The following is a 19484-nucleotide window of genomic DNA, read 5'->3' as shown; positions in this document are numbered from 1 at the left end:
TGTATAATATAATTGAAAAGTAGTCCACTAAAATAATTGAAAAGTATACCACCAGTTAGGTAAAATGTGTGAGCGCTTCTAATAAAGCCTCATATTTTACTAACAAATATTAACATTATAAATTCCTTTGTGTACAGAACACTAACACAGAGGTTAAAATGATAACAATGGTGGAAAAACAAGCAATTATACACATGTACCGTACCGTAGGGTACAGTAAACGGGCTATAGCCAGAGAGTTGGATATCAGCCGTAAGACCGTTCATAAGGTCATAGCCGAGTATGAAGCAGCATTAAACTGTGATGACCCGGAAGCCTCTCTGGAATCGGTATTAACTACACAATCGCGTTATAACAGTTCCCGTCGATGCCGCCGTGTTATTACCGGCAGCCTGAAAGATTTAATAGACGAATGTTTAGAGAAGAACGCCCGCAAGCGCGCTATGGGTCTGAAGAAGCAGTGTATGCGGGGTAAGGATATCTACGAACTGTTGATAGACAAAGGCTTTCAGGTCAGTTATACGGGAGTTTGTAAATACATCGCCTCTGCCAGTACTGAGAAGAAAGAAGATAAATCCCAGGAAGCCTTTATCCGAGGTTATTATCCACCGGGAGAGTCCTGTGAGTTTGATTGGGGTGAAGTCAAGCTTTACTTAAACGGTAAGCTTCAACGTATCCAGATGGCCGTCTTTACCCTGAGCCATAGCAACGGGCGTTATGCCTGGCTGTTCCATCATCAGGACCAGTTAGCCTTTATGGANCCTTTATGGAGTCGCACCGCAACTTCTTCCGCCAGGTGAAAGGTGTTCCCTCGATTATGGTCTATGACAATATGCGTGTGGCCATCAAAAAGTTTGCCGGGGAAGAGAAGAAGCCCACAGAAACCCTGCTTCGTATGAGCAACTTCTACCGCTACCATTACCGCTTCTGTAATGCCCGTGCCGGTTGGGAAAAAGGCCATGTGGAACGTTCGGTAGAGTATGTCAGGCGTAAGGCTTTCAGTATCAACCTGCATTATGCTTCATTGAAAGATGCCCAGGAGCACCTGCTGGCCATCTGTGAAAAGATCAACTCGCGCAGTGGTAGCCCTTCGACGATTAATAAAGTGGAGGAACTGGCAGCAGACCTGGCAGCATTAAGACCCTATACCAATGAGATGGGATGCTTCCAGATGGCGGAGTACAAAGTCGACAAGTGGTCTACAATCTGCATGAACTGTTCCCACTACTCGGTTCCCGATACACTGGTAGGCAAAATGGTTACCGTTAAGATGTACTCCGAGAAGATTGTTATCCTCTATAATAATGACAAGGTGGCTGTACATGAACGCATCTACTCAAGGCAAAAGGGATGGTCTATCAAACTGGAACACTACCTGAACACCCTCTTGCGCAAACCCGGAGCACTGAACACTTCACTGGCATTAAAGCAAATGCCACAGCAGATACAAGCCTTGTTCAATAAACATTTTACAGATAAGGCCAGGGACTTTGTCTTCCTTTTACAGTATGCCAGGGAGAACGATTTTAGTGATAACGATATAATAGAAGCATACACTTCATTAAAGGCACGAGGCCTGAGAAGTATATCGGCAGACCAGATCAAAGCCATGCTCTATGCCAATAACGAGCCCCAGGCGACCCAGGATGAACCCATCTATCCGGATGAAAGCCATAAGAGCGGCTCTGCCCTGATTGAAGACGGAGCCATGAGGATACTGATGGATCTATCACGCATAATGGACACAGAGAACAATATAAAAATCATCACCAAAAATTAATAATCATGAGACAAGAAGTATTTAATATCAATAGTATGCAAATGGATAATCTGAACGAAAAAGAAAAAGTGTTTAACTATGCCAAAGAACTTAAGCTAACTGTTATGCGGGATGAACTCGATGACTTTATTACCTTGGCAACCGATGAGAACTGGTCGTACCGGGCATTGATATGCCAGCTATTAACCAAGGAAATGGACATGCGTATCGAAGCGCGCCGCAAACAGCGGATCAGGATAGCCGGATTCCCCGAACTAAAGTACCTTCAGGAACTGGTAAGGGAAGAGCTGCCTAAAGATGCACAAACAGCACTGCCGGAACTTGAAACGCTGGAATTTATCAAGGATGGGCGCAATATCGTATTTTGCGGTAACCCGGGAACAGGCAAGACACATATGTCCATAGGACTTGGTATTAAAGCATGCCTGGAGGGATATACTGTCTTCTTTACATCCGTACCACGCCTGCTTACACAAATCAGGGAATGCAGATCACAGAAAAGTCTACGCCAGCTCGAACTACGCTTCCAGAGGTATGATATGGTAATCTGTGACGAGTTCGGATATGTCAGTTGTGATAAAGAAGGTGGCGAACTTTTGTTTAATCATTTATCACTCAGAGCAGGAAAGAAAACAACTATTATTACTACAAACCTGGCTTTTAGCAGGTGGGGTGAGATAGTCAAGGATAAAGTACTGGTGGCTGCAATGGTCGACAGGCTAACGCATAAAGCATATCTGATTAACATGAACGGACAGTCTTATCGTGTTAAAGAAACTCAAAAAATGTTACAATCTAATGAAGAATAAATATCTTTGAACCATCTCGTCCGAGACACTTAGTGGTATACTTTTCAATTACTAAGTGGACTACTTTTCAATTATATTATACATCAATGACAACAGAGGATGGAACTTTTAGCCTGAAAGTTCCACATTTAGAAGTAAACCTGTCGGTTGATGCTCCCGGGTATATGCCTCAGGTTGTTGGAGCAAGAGGACGTACTCAGATCGAAATACGTATGTTGGGTATAGTAGGTAACAGCCAGTCTATTTATGAGGGAGATGTTTTCTCTCCTGAAAAATCGGGAGTTGTAACAGAATTTACTCCGGGTATTACAAGTTTGGAGGAAGACCTTACGTCTCGTTTGAGCGGACAGATTAGAGGTATAACTCATTCGGGCGTACAAGGGGGCGGAGCAGCATTCTTTGCGCGCGGTTTAAACTCGTTGAATACCAGTGCACAACCTCTTTTTATAGTGGATGGTGTAATTTGGCAAATGCAGGATAATCTGGAGGAATCATCAATACATTCGGGCTTTTTCAACAATCCGCTTTCGTTACTCGATCCGGATAATATAGAAAAGGTTACAGTGTTGAAAGACGGAAACTCTATTTATGGAAGCAAAGGAGCAAATGGTGTTGTATTGATCGAAACTAAGAGGAGCCGTAATATGGCGACCGAAATAACAGCGAACATATCGTTGGGTTATCGGGCACCTCTTAAAACAACATCGGTGATGAATGCAGAGCAATACAGGCTTTATGCTTCGGATATCTTGAGTGGAATGTTTGATAATAGTTCGTATATCGATCGTTTTAAATTCTTAGAAGACGATGAAACGAAATCTTATTACAAAGCAAATCATAACGATACCGATTGGTTTGATCTTATAAACGATGGAGCATTAATACAGAAATACGGATTAAGTGTAAGAGGGGGAGACGAAACTGCACTGTATGCATTTTCTTTAGGTTATAGCACAAATGACGGAAATATTGATAAAACTGATTATGACAGGTTAAATGTTAGATTTAATTCGGATATAAACCTGACTGATAAGTTAAATCTTCGTTTTGATATAGCATTTGCTCAAACCCAAAATTCTATATTTAATGATGGGATAGACGAGTTGTCTTCGCCATTCTATATGTCTCTCATTAAGGCTCCGGTGTATAATCCGTATCAGTACGAATTAAACGGTTCGTTAACAACAAAACTGAACGATACGGACGAACTGGGAGTTGGTAATCCATTGGCTTTGTTGCAATATGGCGAAAGTATATCGAAAAGATATAGGTTTAATATCAATGCTTTACCTTCTTACGCTATAAACGAAAATCTTAAGGTTGGTGTTTTGTTCGGGTATTCGTGGGATAAGTTGAACGAAAACTCGTTCCGTCCTAATTTCGGAATTCCAGAAGTGTCGTTGACAAACGATTTTGGTGAAATATATGCCGTGTCGAGAAACTATGTGAAAGATATGATGACACGTCAAACTTCGGTTTCGTTAGATGCAAATGCTAATTGGAACATAATGAAGAATAGTGTTCATTCCGCAAACGTATTGGGAGGTTATAGGTATTATGCCGATACTTACGAATCGTCTTATGGCGAAGGGCATAACACTAGTTCTGATAATATAAAGAATTTGTCGAACACCGACGCCAGTTTACGGTACTCAACAGGTTTGAAAGATAATTGGCGATCTATGGCATGGTATATCAATGCCGATTATGCTTACAAAAGCAGGTATTTGCTTAACGTAAATGCAGCAATGGATGCTTCTTCGCGTTTTGGAAAAGAGGCAGACGGAGCTCTTAAACTTGGCGGTTTATCATGGGGTACGTTTCCTTCTGTTTCGGCAGGATGGTTAATTTCGTCGGAAGAGTTTATGGCCAATGTCAATTTTGTAAACTATCTGAAGCTGAACGTTGGATACGGACTATCGGGGAACGATAATATATTGAATTATGCTACCCGTTCTTATTTTACCTCGGTTAAGTTTATAGGTAATGCGATGGGGCTTATATTGGAAAATATAGGAAACGAAAAGCTGAAATGGGAAACAACTGGTACGGCTCGCGTAGGGCTCGATTTAAGTATGTTTGATAACAGATGGTCTGTTAGCGCCGATTTTTATTCGGCAAAAACAAAAGATTTGCTTACCCGCAAAAAACTAAGTGAAATTGCCGGATTGAGGTATTTCTGGAGTAACGACGGAGAGCTGAAAAATAAAGGATTCGAGATTTCGACAAATGTAAGAATTGTTAATCAGAAAGATGTAAAACTCGATTTTGGTGCTATGATAGGGCATTATAAAAACGAGATTACAGCTTTGGGAAATGGTTCGTTCACTACAGATATGTATGGAGGCCAAATTCTTACAGCTGTTGGACAACCTGCCGGAGTATTTTATGGATATAAAACTAAAGGAGTTCTTACCGATAGCGACGCGGCCGACAGAGCAAATCTGTATGTTCAGTCCGAGTCGGGTGCATTAACACGTTTCGAGGCTGGGGATATGTATTTCGTAGATGCACATGAGGATAATATTATTGACGAAAAAGACAGACAAATAATAGGAGATCCTAATCCCGATTTTTACGGAAATTTCAATTTCAATCTTACATACAAAGGCTTTACTTTAGGCGCTTTATTTTCTTACTCGGTGGGTAACGATGCTTATAATGCTTTACGTGCTAACCTCGAAGCCGGAAATGATATTTATAATCAGGCTACTAGTATGCAAAACCGATGGGTAGCAAATGGTCAGCAAACATCTATACCACGGGCTACTTATGGCGATCCGATGGGTAACTCCCGTTTCTCGGACAGATGGATTGAAGATGCTTCTTTCTTGAAGTTTAAATCACTCTCGTTATCATATAAACTACCTCTGAATCTAACATTCTTACAAGAAGTATCGGTTTGGGGCTCAGTAAATAACCTTTATACATTTACTAAATATTTAGGTAACGATCCCGAGTTTTCGTATGGCAATTCGGTCTTGTCTCAGGGTGTCGACGCAGGGCTTATCCCTCAAACACGATCGTTTAATTTTGGGGTGAAAATTAATCTGTAACTATTCAATTAATCTGTTATGAATATGAAACTGAAATATATATTTTCTTGTTTATGCATCCTGTCGGCACTTGTTGTTTTTAGCGGATGCGAAGATATGCTCGATACCGATTCGGACAGGTATGCTTTTGAAGAAGATCATGACCTGAAATCGCCGAATGACTCTCTTTACTCATTGATGGGAATACTGTCTCAGCTACAAAAAATAGGCGACCGTTATGTTATTATGGGCGAATTGCGTGGCGATTTAATGACCGTATCGGAAGATGCATCAATAGCATTGAAGGAAATTAATGCTTTTAATGTATCGGAAGATAATTCTTACAGAGAGAAATATGATTATTATAATATCATTAATAACTGTAATTATGCAATAAGCAAAATGGATACGTCTATAGTATTCCATACTGAAAAAGTAATGCTTCCCGAATTTGCAGCAATTAAAGCTATACGTGCTTGGACTTATTGGCAAATGGCACAAATATACGGCAAAGTATATTATATGGAAGAGCCCATATTGAGTCTCGAATCATCACTTGCCAAATATCCGGAGAAAGATATTGATGAATTGGCTGGTATTTTAATAGAGGATCTGTTGCCATATGTAAATGTAGATAGGCCTGATTATGGGATGATTGATGGAAAATATTCGTATTTTTTTTCAGTGCCTGTGCGTATGTTGTTAGGTGATTTATATTTGTTTAAAAATCTATACCCTCAAGCAGCTGCAATGTATCACGATCAGATATATGAAGGATATTTGATTACTCGTAATTATGCCAGTTTTTGGACAACAACAGTTCAGGATGCTTTTAATGCTCAGCATGGAAGTTCTTATCGGAACGAAGTAATGTCTATAATTCCATATAGTACATCTATAAAAGATTTCCATAGCAATTTGGTTCGTATGTCATTTAATAATACAGCAAGTTTATTACCGGTTAAAGGTTTTATGGATGAAATGGCACTAAAACCTCACTTTCATGCCGCGGAGTTGAATGGAAATATAACAGGTTATTTCGAAGGAGACTTGCGAGGAAGCATAAAAAGCGGTAGAATTAGATATGAGATAGGCGATTCTTATGGTACTATACAAAGTAAAGAAGGTGCTAAGGATTTGATATATAAATATTTTAATGCAGCAACTGCGATTACTTCGGCTACTGATCCCGAGAACGAATTGTTGCCATATCCGTACATCCTTACTGAAATACCTATATACCGTAATCCTCAATTATATTTACGTTATGCCGAGGCTGTGAACCGTGCGGGTAAACCTACTCTGGCCTTTGCTGTACTTAAATATGGTTTAAATACAACAACCATAAACGATCCGCAGAAGGTTAATTATTCCGAAATAGCTAATAATGAGCCGTATATCGACTTTGCAATTTCTGCCGAAGCTATAACTAACAATGTTGGTACAGCTTCCCGTGGGCGTGGATTAGGTATATCACGCGATGCTAGCATATTTGTTATACCCGATTTTACACAAGAAAATGTTGATAAAGCACGTCAGGATAGTATTGATTGGGTAGAAACTCAGATATTGGACGAAATGGCAGCCGAAACTGCTTACGAAGGTAGCCGTTTCTTCGACCTGTTACGTATATCACGACATAGGGATGGTCATCCGGCTTTCATGGCCGAGAAAGTTTCTCGAAAATACGAAGATTCGGAAGGAATGAAGAGCTTATTGATGGATATTAATTCATGGTTTATTAAGTGATAGAGTGCTAAGCCAATCGGTTTTCTGTTTCTGGTCAACCGATTGGTTTTATAATTGTCTCATTTTATAAAATAAAACAAGGATATCTTTAATATTGCAACATTTGTGCTATTAATTAATACATCCATAACGGGTTCTTCAAGGTGTTTGAAATATATTTGCTTAGAGCATTTTTTATTAACTCTTTAAAATTTAACCAATGAAAAATTCTACATTTTTAAAAAAATTAGTTGGTACAGCATTATCTCTTGCAGTTGCTTGTGGTGTTACTGCACAAGAGTACTGTACATTTACTCCTTCTACAGGAAGTTGGTACGATATCGAGCCTTTTATTGGTAGTTACAGATCGAATCCTGTATTTTTTGACTACAATAACGATGGTTTACTTGATATCTATTATGGAGGTCAGGGATTACCTGATGAAGGAACGCAACAAAAAGAATTGTACGATCAATGGCGTCCGTTCTCTAATATGATGAAACAAAACGCTGATGGAACATTTACTCCATTACTAGGAATTAGTCCGTATGCGCCAGTAGCAGAAGGTACAGAAATTCCATCGCCAGTTGGTCTTCCTCTCAACTCTATGTCTTGTTATGCAGCTTTCGATTATAACAACGATGGTTATACCGATATTTTGGTATATAGCGATAAAGAATGGGGTGTAGATAATCCTTTCTGTCAATTGTATAAAAATTTAGGACCCGATCACGATTATAAATTCGAGATTGTTCCAGAAGCTATTTTCAGACAAGGAGCTCCTGGTCAGAGTAACGAGCTTAAGTCGTATCAGGCTGTTGCTACAGGCGACTATGACAAAGATGGTTTCACCGATGTGTTAATTATCGGTATTGACGAAATTTCTCGTTATGTTGAGCTTTATAAAAACAATGGAGACGGAACATTTACTGCAGTAAGAAATGTTACTTTGAAAAATCCGGTATTTATAGGTAATGAGCATATCGAAGACTATGCAGGATTCCGTCCGATGAGTAAAGGTAGCGTTGTTTTTGCAGACTTGGATAACGACGGATGGTTAGATATTATTTCTAACGGTTACACTGACGGAAGCCCCGAAGGTTATGAACCTGCAGTAAGTGGTGGCGGAAGAATGGCCATTTACAGAAATATGCAAGATGGTTCGTTCGAAGAAATGACTCCGGATGATTTGGATATTTTTATTTACGATGGTGAAATAAAAGTAGGCGACTTCAAAAATAATGGTTTCCTTGATATCTTTATTTCGGGAGAAGGCCGAGGCGAAGAAGATGATGACAGAAAACAAGCTTTCTTGCTTGAAAACGAAGGAACTTGGGAGTTTAATGTTGTAGATCATAACGAGCTAGGTATTAGAGGTGTTAAAGAAACTCATGTTGTTCTTGGCGATTTGAATAATGACGGACTTTTAGATGTTATTACAACAGGATGGCCTACAAACCCTGATGGAGATAAAGTTACATGTCTTTATTATCAAAAATCTAATGGAGCATTCCTTCTTGACGATGTGTATCCATTGCTTAACGCTAATGAAAGTGGTTTAGCTTTGGGCGATGCAAATGGAGATAATACTTTAGATGTATTTATCACAGGTTATAAGAGAAATAACGAAGATAAAGGCTCTGTTTTTGGTGGAACACCTGCAATATTGCATATAAATCAAGTTGGTGAAGGAGTTCCTGCTAATACGCCTCCATCTGCACCTGCTAATGTTGCTGCTAACTATGCTGATGGAGTACTTTCTATTACATGGGACGCTGCTGACGATGATATTTCTCCTGTCGAAGCATTAGTTTATAATGTTTATGTGAAAAATGAAAATACAGGCGAAATCTTCTCATTAATTCCTGCTGATATAGCAACCGGAAAATTGAGAGCAATAGCTTCGGTACATGTTGGAACTCGTGTGTTAAACTATTCAATGAAAACAACAATGGATCTTGCTAGTGTAAAATATACTATCGGGGTTCAGGCAATAGACCAATCATACGCTGGAGGTGCATTCGCTACTGTTGAAATGGGTAACGGAAGTTCAATAAATCCTGATGAAGTTGCTTCTGCTAATGTTGTGGTTAAAGTTGTAGCTGATGGTATACTTGTTGAAGCTGATAGCAACGACGCAGTTGTTGTTGTTGACCTATCGGGTAGAATTGTAGCTCAAGGTTATACTAATAAAGTAGTGCCTGTGGCTTCACAAGGAGTTTATATGGTATCAGTAGGTGGAAAAACTTACAAAGTTGTTAAATAAGGTAAGGTGCTTGAATAGATAGAAAATCATTATGTGTTTAAGGGGTGGTCTGTTGATAGACCGCCCTTTATTTTTTATAAAAACTTAAATTGTAATGCTGAATATGATCTATTTATGTTATTTTTGTAGCTTGTAAAACCGAAAAGTATGCCCTTCGTACATGGAAAAGTATGTAAAGATAAAAGATAAAGAATTTGAATTGTTCATAGATAACAATACTATTTCGACTGCAATTAAGAATATTGCATGTAAAATGGATTCGGATTTAGCAGGGCAGGAACCATTGTTTATATGTATTCTCAATGGATCGTTTATGTTTGCTGCCGAGTTGATGAAAAACCTGAATATTCCAAGTGAAATAACTTTTGTGCGGATGGCATCCTACAGCGGAACTTCGTCTACCGGGGTTTTGAAAGAGATTTACGGGCTTCAGGAAAATATAGAAGGACGTACTGTTGTTATAATTGAAGATATTGTGGATACAGGAACAACTATGTCGTTGGTGCTGGAACAACTTGCCGGTTATAATCCCAAAAAGATACTGATATCTACATTGTTATTTAAACCGGATGCATTAATCGAGAAAATTGAGCCCGATTATGTAGCTTTGGAAATTCCAAACGATTTTATTATAGGATTTGGTTTAGATTATGACGGATACGGACGCAATTATCCGGATATTTATAAAATAACTGAAAAGTAGAAAGAATTTAATAACTAACAAAAATATACTGAAATGCTGAATATTGTAATTTTTGGAGCTCCCGGTTCGGGAAAGGGTACACAAAGCGAATTTTTGATCGAAAAATATGAATTAGCTCATATTTCGACAGGTGATGTGTTAAGGGCAGAAAGAGATTCGGGCAGCGAATTAGGAAAATTGGCCGAGAGTTACATGTCGAAAGGTCAGCTGATACCGGACGAATTGATGGTTGATATATTAGCAAGTGTATACGATCAGAAAACACAAAAAGGCGAAACCAAAGGAGTTATATTCGATGGTTTTCCTCGTACTATACCTCAGGGTGAGGCGTTAGCCGAAATGCTAGAAGAAAGAGGACAAAAAATTGCAGCAGTTGTTAGTCTCGATGTTAAGGAAGAAGAACTAATAACAAGATTAATAAACAGAGGTAAAGAGTCGGGGCGTTCCGACGATAATTACGAAACAATAAAAGCTCGTTTGGATGTGTACTACAATCAAACCTCGCCACTTAAAGAAAAATACGAAAAAGAAGGCAAGCTTTATCAAATAGAAGGTTTAGGCACGAAAGACCAAATATTTGCCCGTATATCGGAAGTTATAGACAAAGTAAAATAACAAGATATTTTTTCAGAAACGCCAACCAGGTTCCGGGAGTTACTTGAATAAAGTTTTTCGGATCTTGGTTTCGTTGTCTATTAACTTTTGTCAGGAACTTATTCCTGAATAATATTCAATTATAATAAATAACTCGAAATAAATGAGCGATTCGAATTTTGTAGATTATGTAAAGATATATTGCCGTTCGGGTAAGGGGGGAAGAGGTTCTACTCATTTCCGTCGCGAAAAGTATATACCCAAAGGGGGACCCGATGGCGGCGATGGCGGCGATGGCGGGCATATTATACTTAGAGGCAACCGTAACTATTGGACCTTGCTACACTTGAGATTTCAGCGGCATATACTGGCCGGACACGGAGAAAGCGGATCGGGAAGGTTATGTTCCGGTAAAAAAGGCGATTCGAAGATTATAGATGTTCCTTGTGGTACTGTAGCTTATGATGCGGAAACAGGTGAATATCTGTGTGATATAACAGACGATGGGCAAGAAGTTATTATTCTGCGAGGAGGTAGAGGAGGCCGTGGTAACAACCATTTTAAAACACCAACAAATCAGGCTCCACGATATGCACAGCCGGGAGAACCGTACGAGGAAAGAAGAATAATTCTGGAACTTAAAGTTCTAGCCGATGTTGGCTTGGTAGGATTTCCTAATGCCGGAAAATCGACATTATTATCGGTAATGACTGCTGCTAAGCCTAAAATTGCTAATTATCCGTTTACAACACTTGAACCTAATTTAGGAATTGTAAGTTATCGCGATCTTCGTTCATTTGTTATGGCCGATATTCCCGGTATTATAGAAGGGGCTAGCGAAGGAAAGGGGCTCGGACATAGGTTTTTGAGGCATATCGAACGAAATTCGTTACTGTTGTTTCTTGTTCCGGCCGATGCCGACGATATACATGCCGAATATAGGATTTTGCTGAACGAGTTGACTCAATTCAATCCCGAACTTCTTGATAAAAGACGTATCCTTGCCATTTCGAAATCGGATATGTTAGACGATGAGCTGATTGCAGCGATGAAAGAAGATTTACCCGATATTCCACACATATTTATATCTTCGGTTACAAATTACAATATACAGCAGCTTAAGGATATGTTGTGGGGCGAACTGAATAAGGATGGAGATTACGAAAAGGATAAAGGCAAACATATTACTCATCGTAATTTAGATATAAAAACTGTTGAATTTGAAGAGGACGAAGATTTTGTTGTTGAGGATGATTCGGATGACGAAGATTTTGAGGTAGACGAAAATGGATTCTTTTATATGGAAGACGAAGATTAATTTGTCTTCCATCATAATTAAAACATTGCATAAACTTTAACAAAAAGCATAAAATGAAAAAACTTTTACTTATTCTGATAATTTTATTGGGCGTAGAGAGTGTGATGGCTTTAGACTTTTACGAAGAAGACAAGGAGGCTCTACGGGTATTTCTTCGCCAGTCATCGATAAACGAAGGACGTTCGAATTTTGAAGAACTCGGGTTGGCTGTTTCGGATACTATAGATTGGCAAACAACCGAAAACTGGGTTTATACTTTATGCGATAATGGTTATTTAAGCTGGATTTACGATCCTGTTTCGCGCTTGGAAAGGTTAAGCTATTTGTATTTACAATTCGATAAAGCCAGACAGTTGGGTGGTGTATTGGATTGTTCGCATTTTGGATTGTTGAGCAAATTGAAACTAAAAGGTACGGGAATTGATAAAGTTTTGATCTCGTCTAACGTCAATTTAGATGAATTATATATTACTGATACTTGGATTTCGGAATTGGATGCAAGTACGAATGTCAATATTGAAAATCTTTCGTGCTTTTCGAATTCGAAGCAGGAAAGTTTAATTTTGCCTCAAGGAGACGGAAATAAATTGTCTACTATTAATTGTAATAACAATAAATTAAAAGCTATCGATTTATCGAAAAACGTTAATCTTGTTACCGCTTATATTGGGGACAATAAATTGAAGACTATCGATTTATCGGCTAACCCAAATCTGAAAACTGTTGGATTGGCATTGAACTATCTCGAAAATATAGTATTGCCTTCTCCCGTTCCTGCTTATCAATACTTCAGTTGTTCGAAAAATTGTTTGAAATTTTCAACAATGCCTCAGGTCAATTTTTCTTATATATCGTGGTATACTCCTCAAAAAGATATTGAATTGACTGTTAATGTTGGCGAAAATATTGATATCAGCAGCGAATATACAGTTAAGGGTTCTCCTTCGGTTTATAAATGGTACGATAGCAATGGTACGGCTATATCATTAACAACGGTTGCAAATGGTGTTTTTGTATGCAATGACAATTCTTATTTAAGAACAAATCTAACTTGCGAGGTTACAAATCCCGTTTGTCCTAGTTTGACTCTTATCTATAAGGTAAGGATACAGGATAGCAATAGCCTCGATAATTACAATTCGTCGGAGTTGGAGGCTCTTCGTCAGTTTATGCGTAGTCGGTCGGCAATAGATGGAAAAGCAAATTTCGAGTATATGAATTTAACTCAGGCCGATACTTTGGGTTGGTACACTTCAAAATTGTGGATTGATGCTCTTGCCAATAATATAGAATGGGGGTTGGATGACAATGGTGAATTTTACAGAATAAATTCGATAGATTTTACAGGTGTTGCTCCTAATACTATTGTATGGGGGATGGATTGCTCGTCTTTTACATATTTGAAGTCCTTAAAAATTGCGAACAGCAATGTAAAGACTTTAGATTTGTCTAATAATATGCAACTGAAAGAGCTTTCGGTAACAGGAACCAATATTTCGTCGTTAAATTTATCGAATAACAACCTTTTAGAAAGTTTATATTGTAACGGAAACGAATTAGAGGATTTAATTTTGCCACAGGGTGCGGATTCGAAACTAGTACACATTGACTGTTATTCGAACAAATTGAAAGATATCGATTTCTCAGCCAATTTTCGTTGCCGCAGATTTAACGCTTCTGACAATAATTTGGAGTCTGTAATTATTCCGGCATCATTAAACAGTTTCGAGGTTTTTAAATGCGCAAATAACTTTCTTAAGTTTTCTACACTTCCGCTGATAACATATAGAGAAACATCGTCTTATAATCCACAAAAGCAGATTGTTATAGATGGTATAATTAAGGATACTATAGACCTCGCTAGCGAATATGAAATAAATGGTATTCTTTCGGAATATAAGTGGTATAACGCAAATGACGAGGAGATACAATTGGATCAGGTAGAGGATGAAGGTGGAATGTTTGTTTGTAATGACGAGGACTATATTGATGAATTTATTTATTGTAAGGTCTCGAATCAATTATTTCCCGATTTGATTATTACCTATAAAATGAAAGTATTAGAAGATCCTAATACCATTGTTGGTATTTCTGATAATTTTAATAGTTATGTAAATTATAATCAGCATCAGAGCTTAATAACTATATTATCTCCGTTAGTCGAAGTTTTGCATATATATGATATGTATGGTCGATTGGTAATATCCAGAAAAGTTTCGGTAGGAGAGGAGCTTTCTGTAAAAGATTTGACACAAGGCTCTTATATCTTAACAACAGGGGGGAAAACGTTAACTTTCAAATTTATGAAAGATTAGCTTTAATATTATTTTGAGGTTCTGATTATTGTTCTAATTTTGTTTTTGTGACACATATAGTGTATACCTGGGATATTTTTATTTAGCGATTTTATTATGAGGAAAAGCTCTATCTTGACATGCTTGTGCTTTACATTTTTAATTTTGTTTGGTTGGAATAAATCTGTAAATGCACAGGCATACCACGATTCAGATAAAGAGGGGTTAAGAAATTTACTTCGCCAAAAAAGTGAAGTAACAGGAGCTTCTAATCTGAATTTGTTGGGAATAAATGCATCGGATACAGTTTCGTGGTATTCGTCCGAAGATTGGGTTGAGAAAATTAGCGCATACAAAGGTGTCGTATTAATCGATTGGGAATGGAATATCAATTCGCCCAGCCGATTAGTGAGATTTGAACTGAAAGATATTTCTGTTTATAACGTGACGACAGCTAATAAACTGTCTGGCGATTTCGATTGCAGTTACTTTGGCGAGTTGGTATATCTGAATTGTTCGGGTAGTAATTTTCAGTCTTTAAATGTTAATGCAAATTCTAAATTGAAAGAGCTTAAATGCTCGAGTAACGATCTGAATGTGTTGGATTTATCTTCAAATGCCGACTTGCGTTATCTTGATTGTTCCGACAATAAAATCAGTGTTTTATCCGTATCTGGCAACACCAAACTTACCAACTTGTCTTGCTCGAAAAATAAGATCAGTAATCTGGATGTTTCAAATAATAGTTTGTTGACAACTCTGGCATGTGGATCAAATCAGATATCGGCGTTAAACCTGTCTAATAATAAAGACTTACAATTATTGGCATGTTCCGATAATGATATAGCAGAGCTGAATGTTTCGCAAAATACGAAGCTTATTTCGTTATATTGTTCGGGCAATATCATAGTAGGAAATAAGCTAACTATGGGGACAAATAAAAATTTGGAAGTTTTAGATTGCTCGGATAATCAGCTTGCAGGTTTGAGCGTTTCGCAGTTGCAGGGGCTAAAATACTTATGGTGTAATAATAATAAGCTAATGAGCGGCTTAAATGTTAGTCAGAATCTGAATTTAGAGTCGTTGAGTTGTTCGGGCAACGAGCTGTCGGCTTTAAATTTAACTGCTAATACAGCATTGCTCAAATTAAACTGCGCCAATAATAAACTGGTAACATTGAATTTGTTTAATAATAAAAATCTAAACAATCTTGATTGTGCAAATAACAAGTTAACATCGATATTGATGGATAATTCGGAAACGTTATACCGATCGTTAGTGTGCAATAATAATCTGTTAAAGTTTACGTCTATACCTACATTTAATAATTCTTTCTATTGGCAATTGGTATATGCTCCGCAGGATACTATTGAAGGAGGGGAAGTTTATGCGAATACCGAGATTGATTTAAGCGAAGAATATTCGGTTGAAGGAAATATTACATCATATCAGTGGCATAAGGAAGGAACAAGCGAAGCAGTTACAGTTACAGAGATGGAAGACGGTGTATTTAAGATAAGTAATGATTATATGAATCAGAAGCTTGTTTGTCAGATGGATAACGCTTTATATCCGGATCTGACTTTAGTATACAGAATAAAACTATTGCCCGATACTATTGTTGGTATAGACGATAAGCAGCAAAATATTGGAATATCGGTTTACCCTAATCCTGTAGATGATATATTATTTATAAATAGCAATGAAGATATAACAGGGATAAATATATTTACTCCGACGGGTGTTTTAATAAAAAGTATTTCTCTGAACGAATTTAATAAGGAAAACATAAAGGTTAATGATTTACAATCGGGTATATACGTTATTAAAGTTACAACGTTATCGGGTAAATCGTATATACAGAAAATAAAGAAAAACTAAAAGAAAGAACTACCTCTTTGGCTTTTCGGGTCTCTTATCGGAAGAGTTTCTGACAATCAGGGAGGTAGGTATAACTTTTTTTACAATATTCTTTTCTCCTCTAATAGTTTTAAGCAATAAATTGCAAGCTTCCGTTCCCATTTTGTAAGTTTGATGGGTAACAGATGTAAGTGCGGGTTCAACATAGTTTGAATGAGCTTCGTCTGTGTAGCCTATTAAAGCAACATCGTCGGGAATCTTCATATTCAGCTCTTTTATAGCTCTCATTGCACCAAATGCAAGACTGTCGTTCATTGCCAGAATAGCATCGGGTGGGTAAGGTTGGCTTAGTAATTTTAGAGAGCCTTGGTATCCTTCGTCGTATCCAATTCGTTTACAAAAAACAAGTTCTCTTTCTATTGGTATTTTTCGTTTACGTAATGTTTGAAGATAACCATGTTTACGCTGTTTTACAATCTCAAGATGATTGGCTCCCCCAAGAAATGCCACACGTTTAGATCCGGTATTCAGTAAGTGTTCTGTAGCATTTTGCGATGAATGAGCATTGTCCGAAACTACGCAAGAGAATTTATCGGTTAAGCAAACCCTATCGAAGAATACCAAAGGTATATTCTGGTAAGATAAGGCTTCGAAATGAGAATAGTCAGTAGTTTCTTGCGATATACAGGCAAGTATACCCTCAACCCTGATGTTTACAAAATCTTCGATTATATGTTTTTCCAGTTCGTATTGCTCGTAAGATGAGCTGATAATTACCGAATAGTTATTTTTTCGAGCCAGATCGTTTATACCACTAATAATTGAAGAAAAAAAGTGAGTGACAATATCAGGAACAATTATTCCAATCATTCGGGGCGAGTTTTTTAATAAGCTCATAGCGAACGGGTTGGGACGGTAGTTCCACTTGCGGGCAAGTTGTTTCACTTTTTCTTTCATTTCCGCACTAATCTCAGGGCTATTTTTTAATGCCCGCGATACGGTAGATATTGATACACCAAGTTCACTAGCAATATCTTTTAGCGAAATATGTTTCTTTTTGTTCATGCTTTACTTACAAAAATAAGTATTTAAAAGATTTACGCAAACCTTTGCGTTGAAATTTCAACATTTACAATCCGATCTTTATAATCAATATAATATATTTGGTAAAAAATAGAATAATATACCACCAGAAATAGATAGGTTAGCTATTCTGTCTTTAAAAGAAGATTCTTTATTTTAACTTATATACTAATATAAAAATGAAATCTCGATTAACATTATTATTAATTATTTTATTGGCAGGTACAAACTTATCTGCTCAGGTAGAAGAACGTACACGTCCTGCCGAATGGGAACATTTGGTTTGTGGAGCCAGATTTATAGATCGGTTTTTGCCCATGTCAGAAGGTACACTGTCGGGTAAGACATGGGGTGCAAAAAATGTTATTCCCCGTTATATTGATAATGGAATAGAAGATGTGAATAATATCTGGTCGTATTGGGGAGGAAATATATTGAAAGACGATAAGGGATTGTTCCATATATTTGTTTGTGGTTGGCTCGAAAATTCGCCAAAAGGTCATATGGATTGGCCCAATTCGCTGGTGTTTGACGCAGTGAGTGATAATATAACAGGTCCGTTTGTCCCTAAAAAGATAATAGCAAAAGGGCACAATCCTGAAGTTTACCGGATGAAAGATGGGCGTTATGTTTTATATGTAATTGATAATATATATGTAGCTAATTCTATTGACGGACCTTGGGTACATGGCAAATTCGATTTTGATGCGCGCGACCGTCGTATAATAGAGGGGTTATCTAATTTGAGTTTCGCTCAACGTGAAGATGGTTCGTATGTAATGGTTTGCCGTGGAGGGGGAATCTGGATAAGTAAAGACGGATTGTCGACCTATAATCAGATAACTGATAAACGGGTTTATCCTCCGGTTAAAGGTCGTTTTGAAGATCCTGTGATTTGGCGCGACCATATACAATATCATCTTATTGTTAATGATTGGCTTGGACGCATAGCTTTTTATCAAAGATCGAAAGATGGTATAAATTGGGTTACCGATCCGGGAGAAGCATATATGCCGGGAGTAGCAGTTCATAAAGATGGAAAAAAAGAAGATTGGTTTAAGTATGAACGAATAAAAGTATATCAGGATGAATACGGACGAGCTATTCAGGCTAATTTTGCAGTAATAGATACATTAAAATGGGAAGATAAACCAAATGATAATCACAGTTCAAAAAATATAACTATACCATTGAATCCCGGATTATTGCTCACTGTATTAGACTCAAAACCAATAACAGCTAAAACTAAAACAATAAAAGTGAAGATAGCGGCCGAAAAGGGCTTTAATCCACAAACAGATGTTGATGTAAGCTCTTTACGCTTTGGGGCTTCAACCGAGGTTAATTTCGGGCGAGGAAGTAAAGTGAAGAAAGTAGAAAAATCGGGGAATGACCTGATTGTTACATTCGACGGAAAAGGTAATGGTATAACAGAAGATGAATTTGCACCTAAACTTATTGGAAAAACTAAGGAGGGAGAGCTTATTTATGGTTATGCTCGTTTACCGTATGTTGATTATATCGAGCCTGTGTTGTCGGCTCGTGCTCCTCTTTTTACATCAACAAATGATGGATTTAGTATAAATATTGAGGTTCAAAATTTCGGACAGGTTGCTTCGCCTAATGCTACTTTGGTATTGCAATATGAAAATGAAGGAGTTGAAAAAGAAATAGGGCAGGGAGTAGTGCCAGCTATTGAGCCTTATGGTAAAACGGAAGTAAAACTTTCTGCAGGTAATATATTTGAAAAAGATAAAGATTATAGCTTTAAAGTAATTATAAAAGAGGGTAAAAAGATTGTTTCTACCTTCTCTGTAAAGAAAAAAGTTATCGAAACCAAACAGTAATTTAAAATCAGAAGGCTGTTCATTTACGAACAGCCTTCTGATTTATTTTAGTTACTACAATTATCCATTATTTAAAGAGATTAACTCTTGTTTTGCTTTCCATTCCTGTTCTTTCGGCATGCCCGACAGCATGAATATCTATGAATATCTACATTGCCCATCTCTCA

At 37.6% G+C, this 19484-nt stretch carries 13 protein-coding genes; 12 read left to right on the top strand and 1 reads right to left on the bottom strand.

All coding sequences use genetic code 11. The features are described from left to right. Window positions 1-167 precede the first annotated feature (167 nt). The 11 genes from D0T53_RS13595 to D0T53_RS07850 all read left to right on the top strand — a co-directional run bounded on the left by D0T53_RS13595 (window position 168) and on the right by D0T53_RS07850 (window position 16408). Window positions 168-800 carry a helix-turn-helix domain-containing protein gene (locus D0T53_RS13595; protein ID WP_255489416.1) on the top strand — a complete coding sequence of 211 codons (633 nt, stop codon included), beginning with the start codon at window positions 168-170 and terminating at the stop codon, window positions 798-800. Continuing rightward, window positions 767-1780: a hypothetical protein gene (locus D0T53_RS13590; RefSeq protein ID WP_255489415.1), complete on the top strand. Its 1014-nt coding sequence runs from the start codon at window positions 767-769 to the stop codon at window positions 1778-1780. The genes D0T53_RS13595 and D0T53_RS13590 overlap by 34 nt, the downstream gene beginning before the upstream one ends. A gap of 41 nt (window positions 1781-1821) precedes the next feature. Continuing rightward, window positions 1822-2589 (top strand): IS21-like element helper ATPase IstB, encoded by a 768-nt coding sequence (istB, locus tag D0T53_RS07890; RefSeq protein WP_163266604.1) that lies wholly within the window; start codon window positions 1822-1824, stop codon window positions 2587-2589. 86 nt (window positions 2590-2675) lie between these two features. Next, entirely contained in the window at window positions 2676-5645 is a 2970-nt protein-coding gene (locus D0T53_RS07885) for a SusC/RagA family TonB-linked outer membrane protein (protein WP_163266585.1), read from the top strand. 24 nt (window positions 5646-5669) lie between these two features. Then, window positions 5670-7373 carry a RagB/SusD family nutrient uptake outer membrane protein gene (locus D0T53_RS07880; protein ID WP_255489414.1) on the top strand — a complete coding sequence of 568 codons (1704 nt, stop codon included), beginning with the start codon at window positions 5670-5672 and terminating at the stop codon, window positions 7371-7373. Between the two features lie 199 nt (window positions 7374-7572). Further along, on the top strand, window positions 7573-9618 hold the full coding sequence (locus D0T53_RS07875) for a VCBS repeat-containing protein (protein WP_163266580.1): 2046 nt from the start codon (window positions 7573-7575) through the stop codon (window positions 9616-9618). Between the two features lie 160 nt (window positions 9619-9778). Further along, window positions 9779-10321 carry a hypoxanthine phosphoribosyltransferase gene (gene hpt, locus D0T53_RS07870; protein ID WP_163266578.1) on the top strand — a complete coding sequence of 181 codons (543 nt, stop codon included), beginning with the start codon at window positions 9779-9781 and terminating at the stop codon, window positions 10319-10321. A 33-nt stretch (window positions 10322-10354) separates the two neighbouring features. Beyond that, on the top strand, window positions 10355-10936 hold the full coding sequence (locus D0T53_RS07865) for an adenylate kinase (RefSeq protein ID WP_163266576.1): 582 nt from the start codon (window positions 10355-10357) through the stop codon (window positions 10934-10936). Window positions 10937-11078: 142 nt separating this feature from the next. Then, window positions 11079-12233 (top strand): GTPase ObgE, encoded by a 1155-nt coding sequence (gene obgE, locus D0T53_RS07860; RefSeq protein ID WP_163266574.1) that lies wholly within the window; start codon window positions 11079-11081, stop codon window positions 12231-12233. 53 nt (window positions 12234-12286) lie between these two features. Further along, window positions 12287-14548, top strand: a complete 2262-nt coding sequence (locus D0T53_RS07855) for a T9SS type A sorting domain-containing protein (protein WP_163266572.1) — start codon at window positions 12287-12289, stop codon at window positions 14546-14548. A gap of 96 nt (window positions 14549-14644) precedes the next feature. Beyond that, window positions 14645-16408 (top strand): leucine-rich repeat domain-containing protein, encoded by a 1764-nt coding sequence (locus tag D0T53_RS07850; protein WP_163266570.1) that lies wholly within the window; start codon window positions 14645-14647, stop codon window positions 16406-16408. Window positions 16409-16417: 9 nt separating this feature from the next. Here D0T53_RS07850 and D0T53_RS07845 read toward each other — a convergent pair whose 3' ends face one another. Next, window positions 16418-17452 (bottom strand): LacI family DNA-binding transcriptional regulator, encoded by a 1035-nt coding sequence (locus D0T53_RS07845; protein WP_163266568.1) that lies wholly within the window; start codon window positions 17450-17452, stop codon window positions 16418-16420. Window positions 17453-17649: 197 nt separating this feature from the next. On the opposite strand from D0T53_RS07845, the gene D0T53_RS07840 reads away from it, so the two are divergent. Beyond that, complete coding sequence (locus D0T53_RS07840; protein WP_163266566.1) at window positions 17650-19317, top strand: glycoside hydrolase family protein; 1668 nt, start codon at window positions 17650-17652, stop codon at window positions 19315-19317. Window positions 19318-19484: the final 167 nt, after the last annotated feature.

Source organism: Dysgonomonas sp. 216 (genome assembly GCF_010501065.1).
Lineage (GTDB): Bacteria > Bacteroidota > Bacteroidia > Bacteroidales > Dysgonomonadaceae > QVMM01.
Note: the sequence above shows the minus strand (reverse complement) of the source record. Positions and strands in the feature narration are given on the sequence as shown.

Bases quoted from the DNA above. Each gene is read 5' to 3' on its own strand.
- D0T53_RS13590 (WP_255489415.1), top strand. From the start codon at position 767: ATGGAGTCGCACCGCAACTTCTTCCGCCAGGTGAAAGGTGTTCCCTCG.
- istB (WP_163266604.1), top strand. From the start codon at position 1,822: ATGGATAATCTGAACGAAAAAGAAAAAGTGTTTAACTATGCCAAAGAA.
- D0T53_RS07885 (WP_163266585.1), top strand. From the start codon at position 2,676: ATGACAACAGAGGATGGAACTTTTAGCCTGAAAGTTCCACATTTAGAA.
- D0T53_RS07880 (WP_255489414.1), top strand. From the start codon at position 5,670: ATGAAACTGAAATATATATTTTCTTGTTTATGCATCCTGTCGGCACTT.
- D0T53_RS07875 (WP_163266580.1), top strand. From the start codon at position 7,573: ATGAAAAATTCTACATTTTTAAAAAAATTAGTTGGTACAGCATTATCT.
- hpt (WP_163266578.1), top strand. From the start codon at position 9,779: ATGGAAAAGTATGTAAAGATAAAAGATAAAGAATTTGAATTGTTCATA.
- D0T53_RS07865 (WP_163266576.1), top strand. From the start codon at position 10,355: ATGCTGAATATTGTAATTTTTGGAGCTCCCGGTTCGGGAAAGGGTACA.
- obgE (WP_163266574.1), top strand. From the start codon at position 11,079: ATGAGCGATTCGAATTTTGTAGATTATGTAAAGATATATTGCCGTTCG.
- D0T53_RS07855 (WP_163266572.1), top strand. From the start codon at position 12,287: ATGAAAAAACTTTTACTTATTCTGATAATTTTATTGGGCGTAGAGAGT.
- D0T53_RS07850 (WP_163266570.1), top strand. From the start codon at position 14,645: ATGAGGAAAAGCTCTATCTTGACATGCTTGTGCTTTACATTTTTAATT.
- D0T53_RS07845 (WP_163266568.1), bottom strand. From the start codon at position 17,452: ATGAACAAAAAGAAACATATTTCGCTAAAAGATATTGCTAGTGAACTT.
- D0T53_RS07840 (WP_163266566.1), top strand. From the start codon at position 17,650: ATGAAATCTCGATTAACATTATTATTAATTATTTTATTGGCAGGTACA.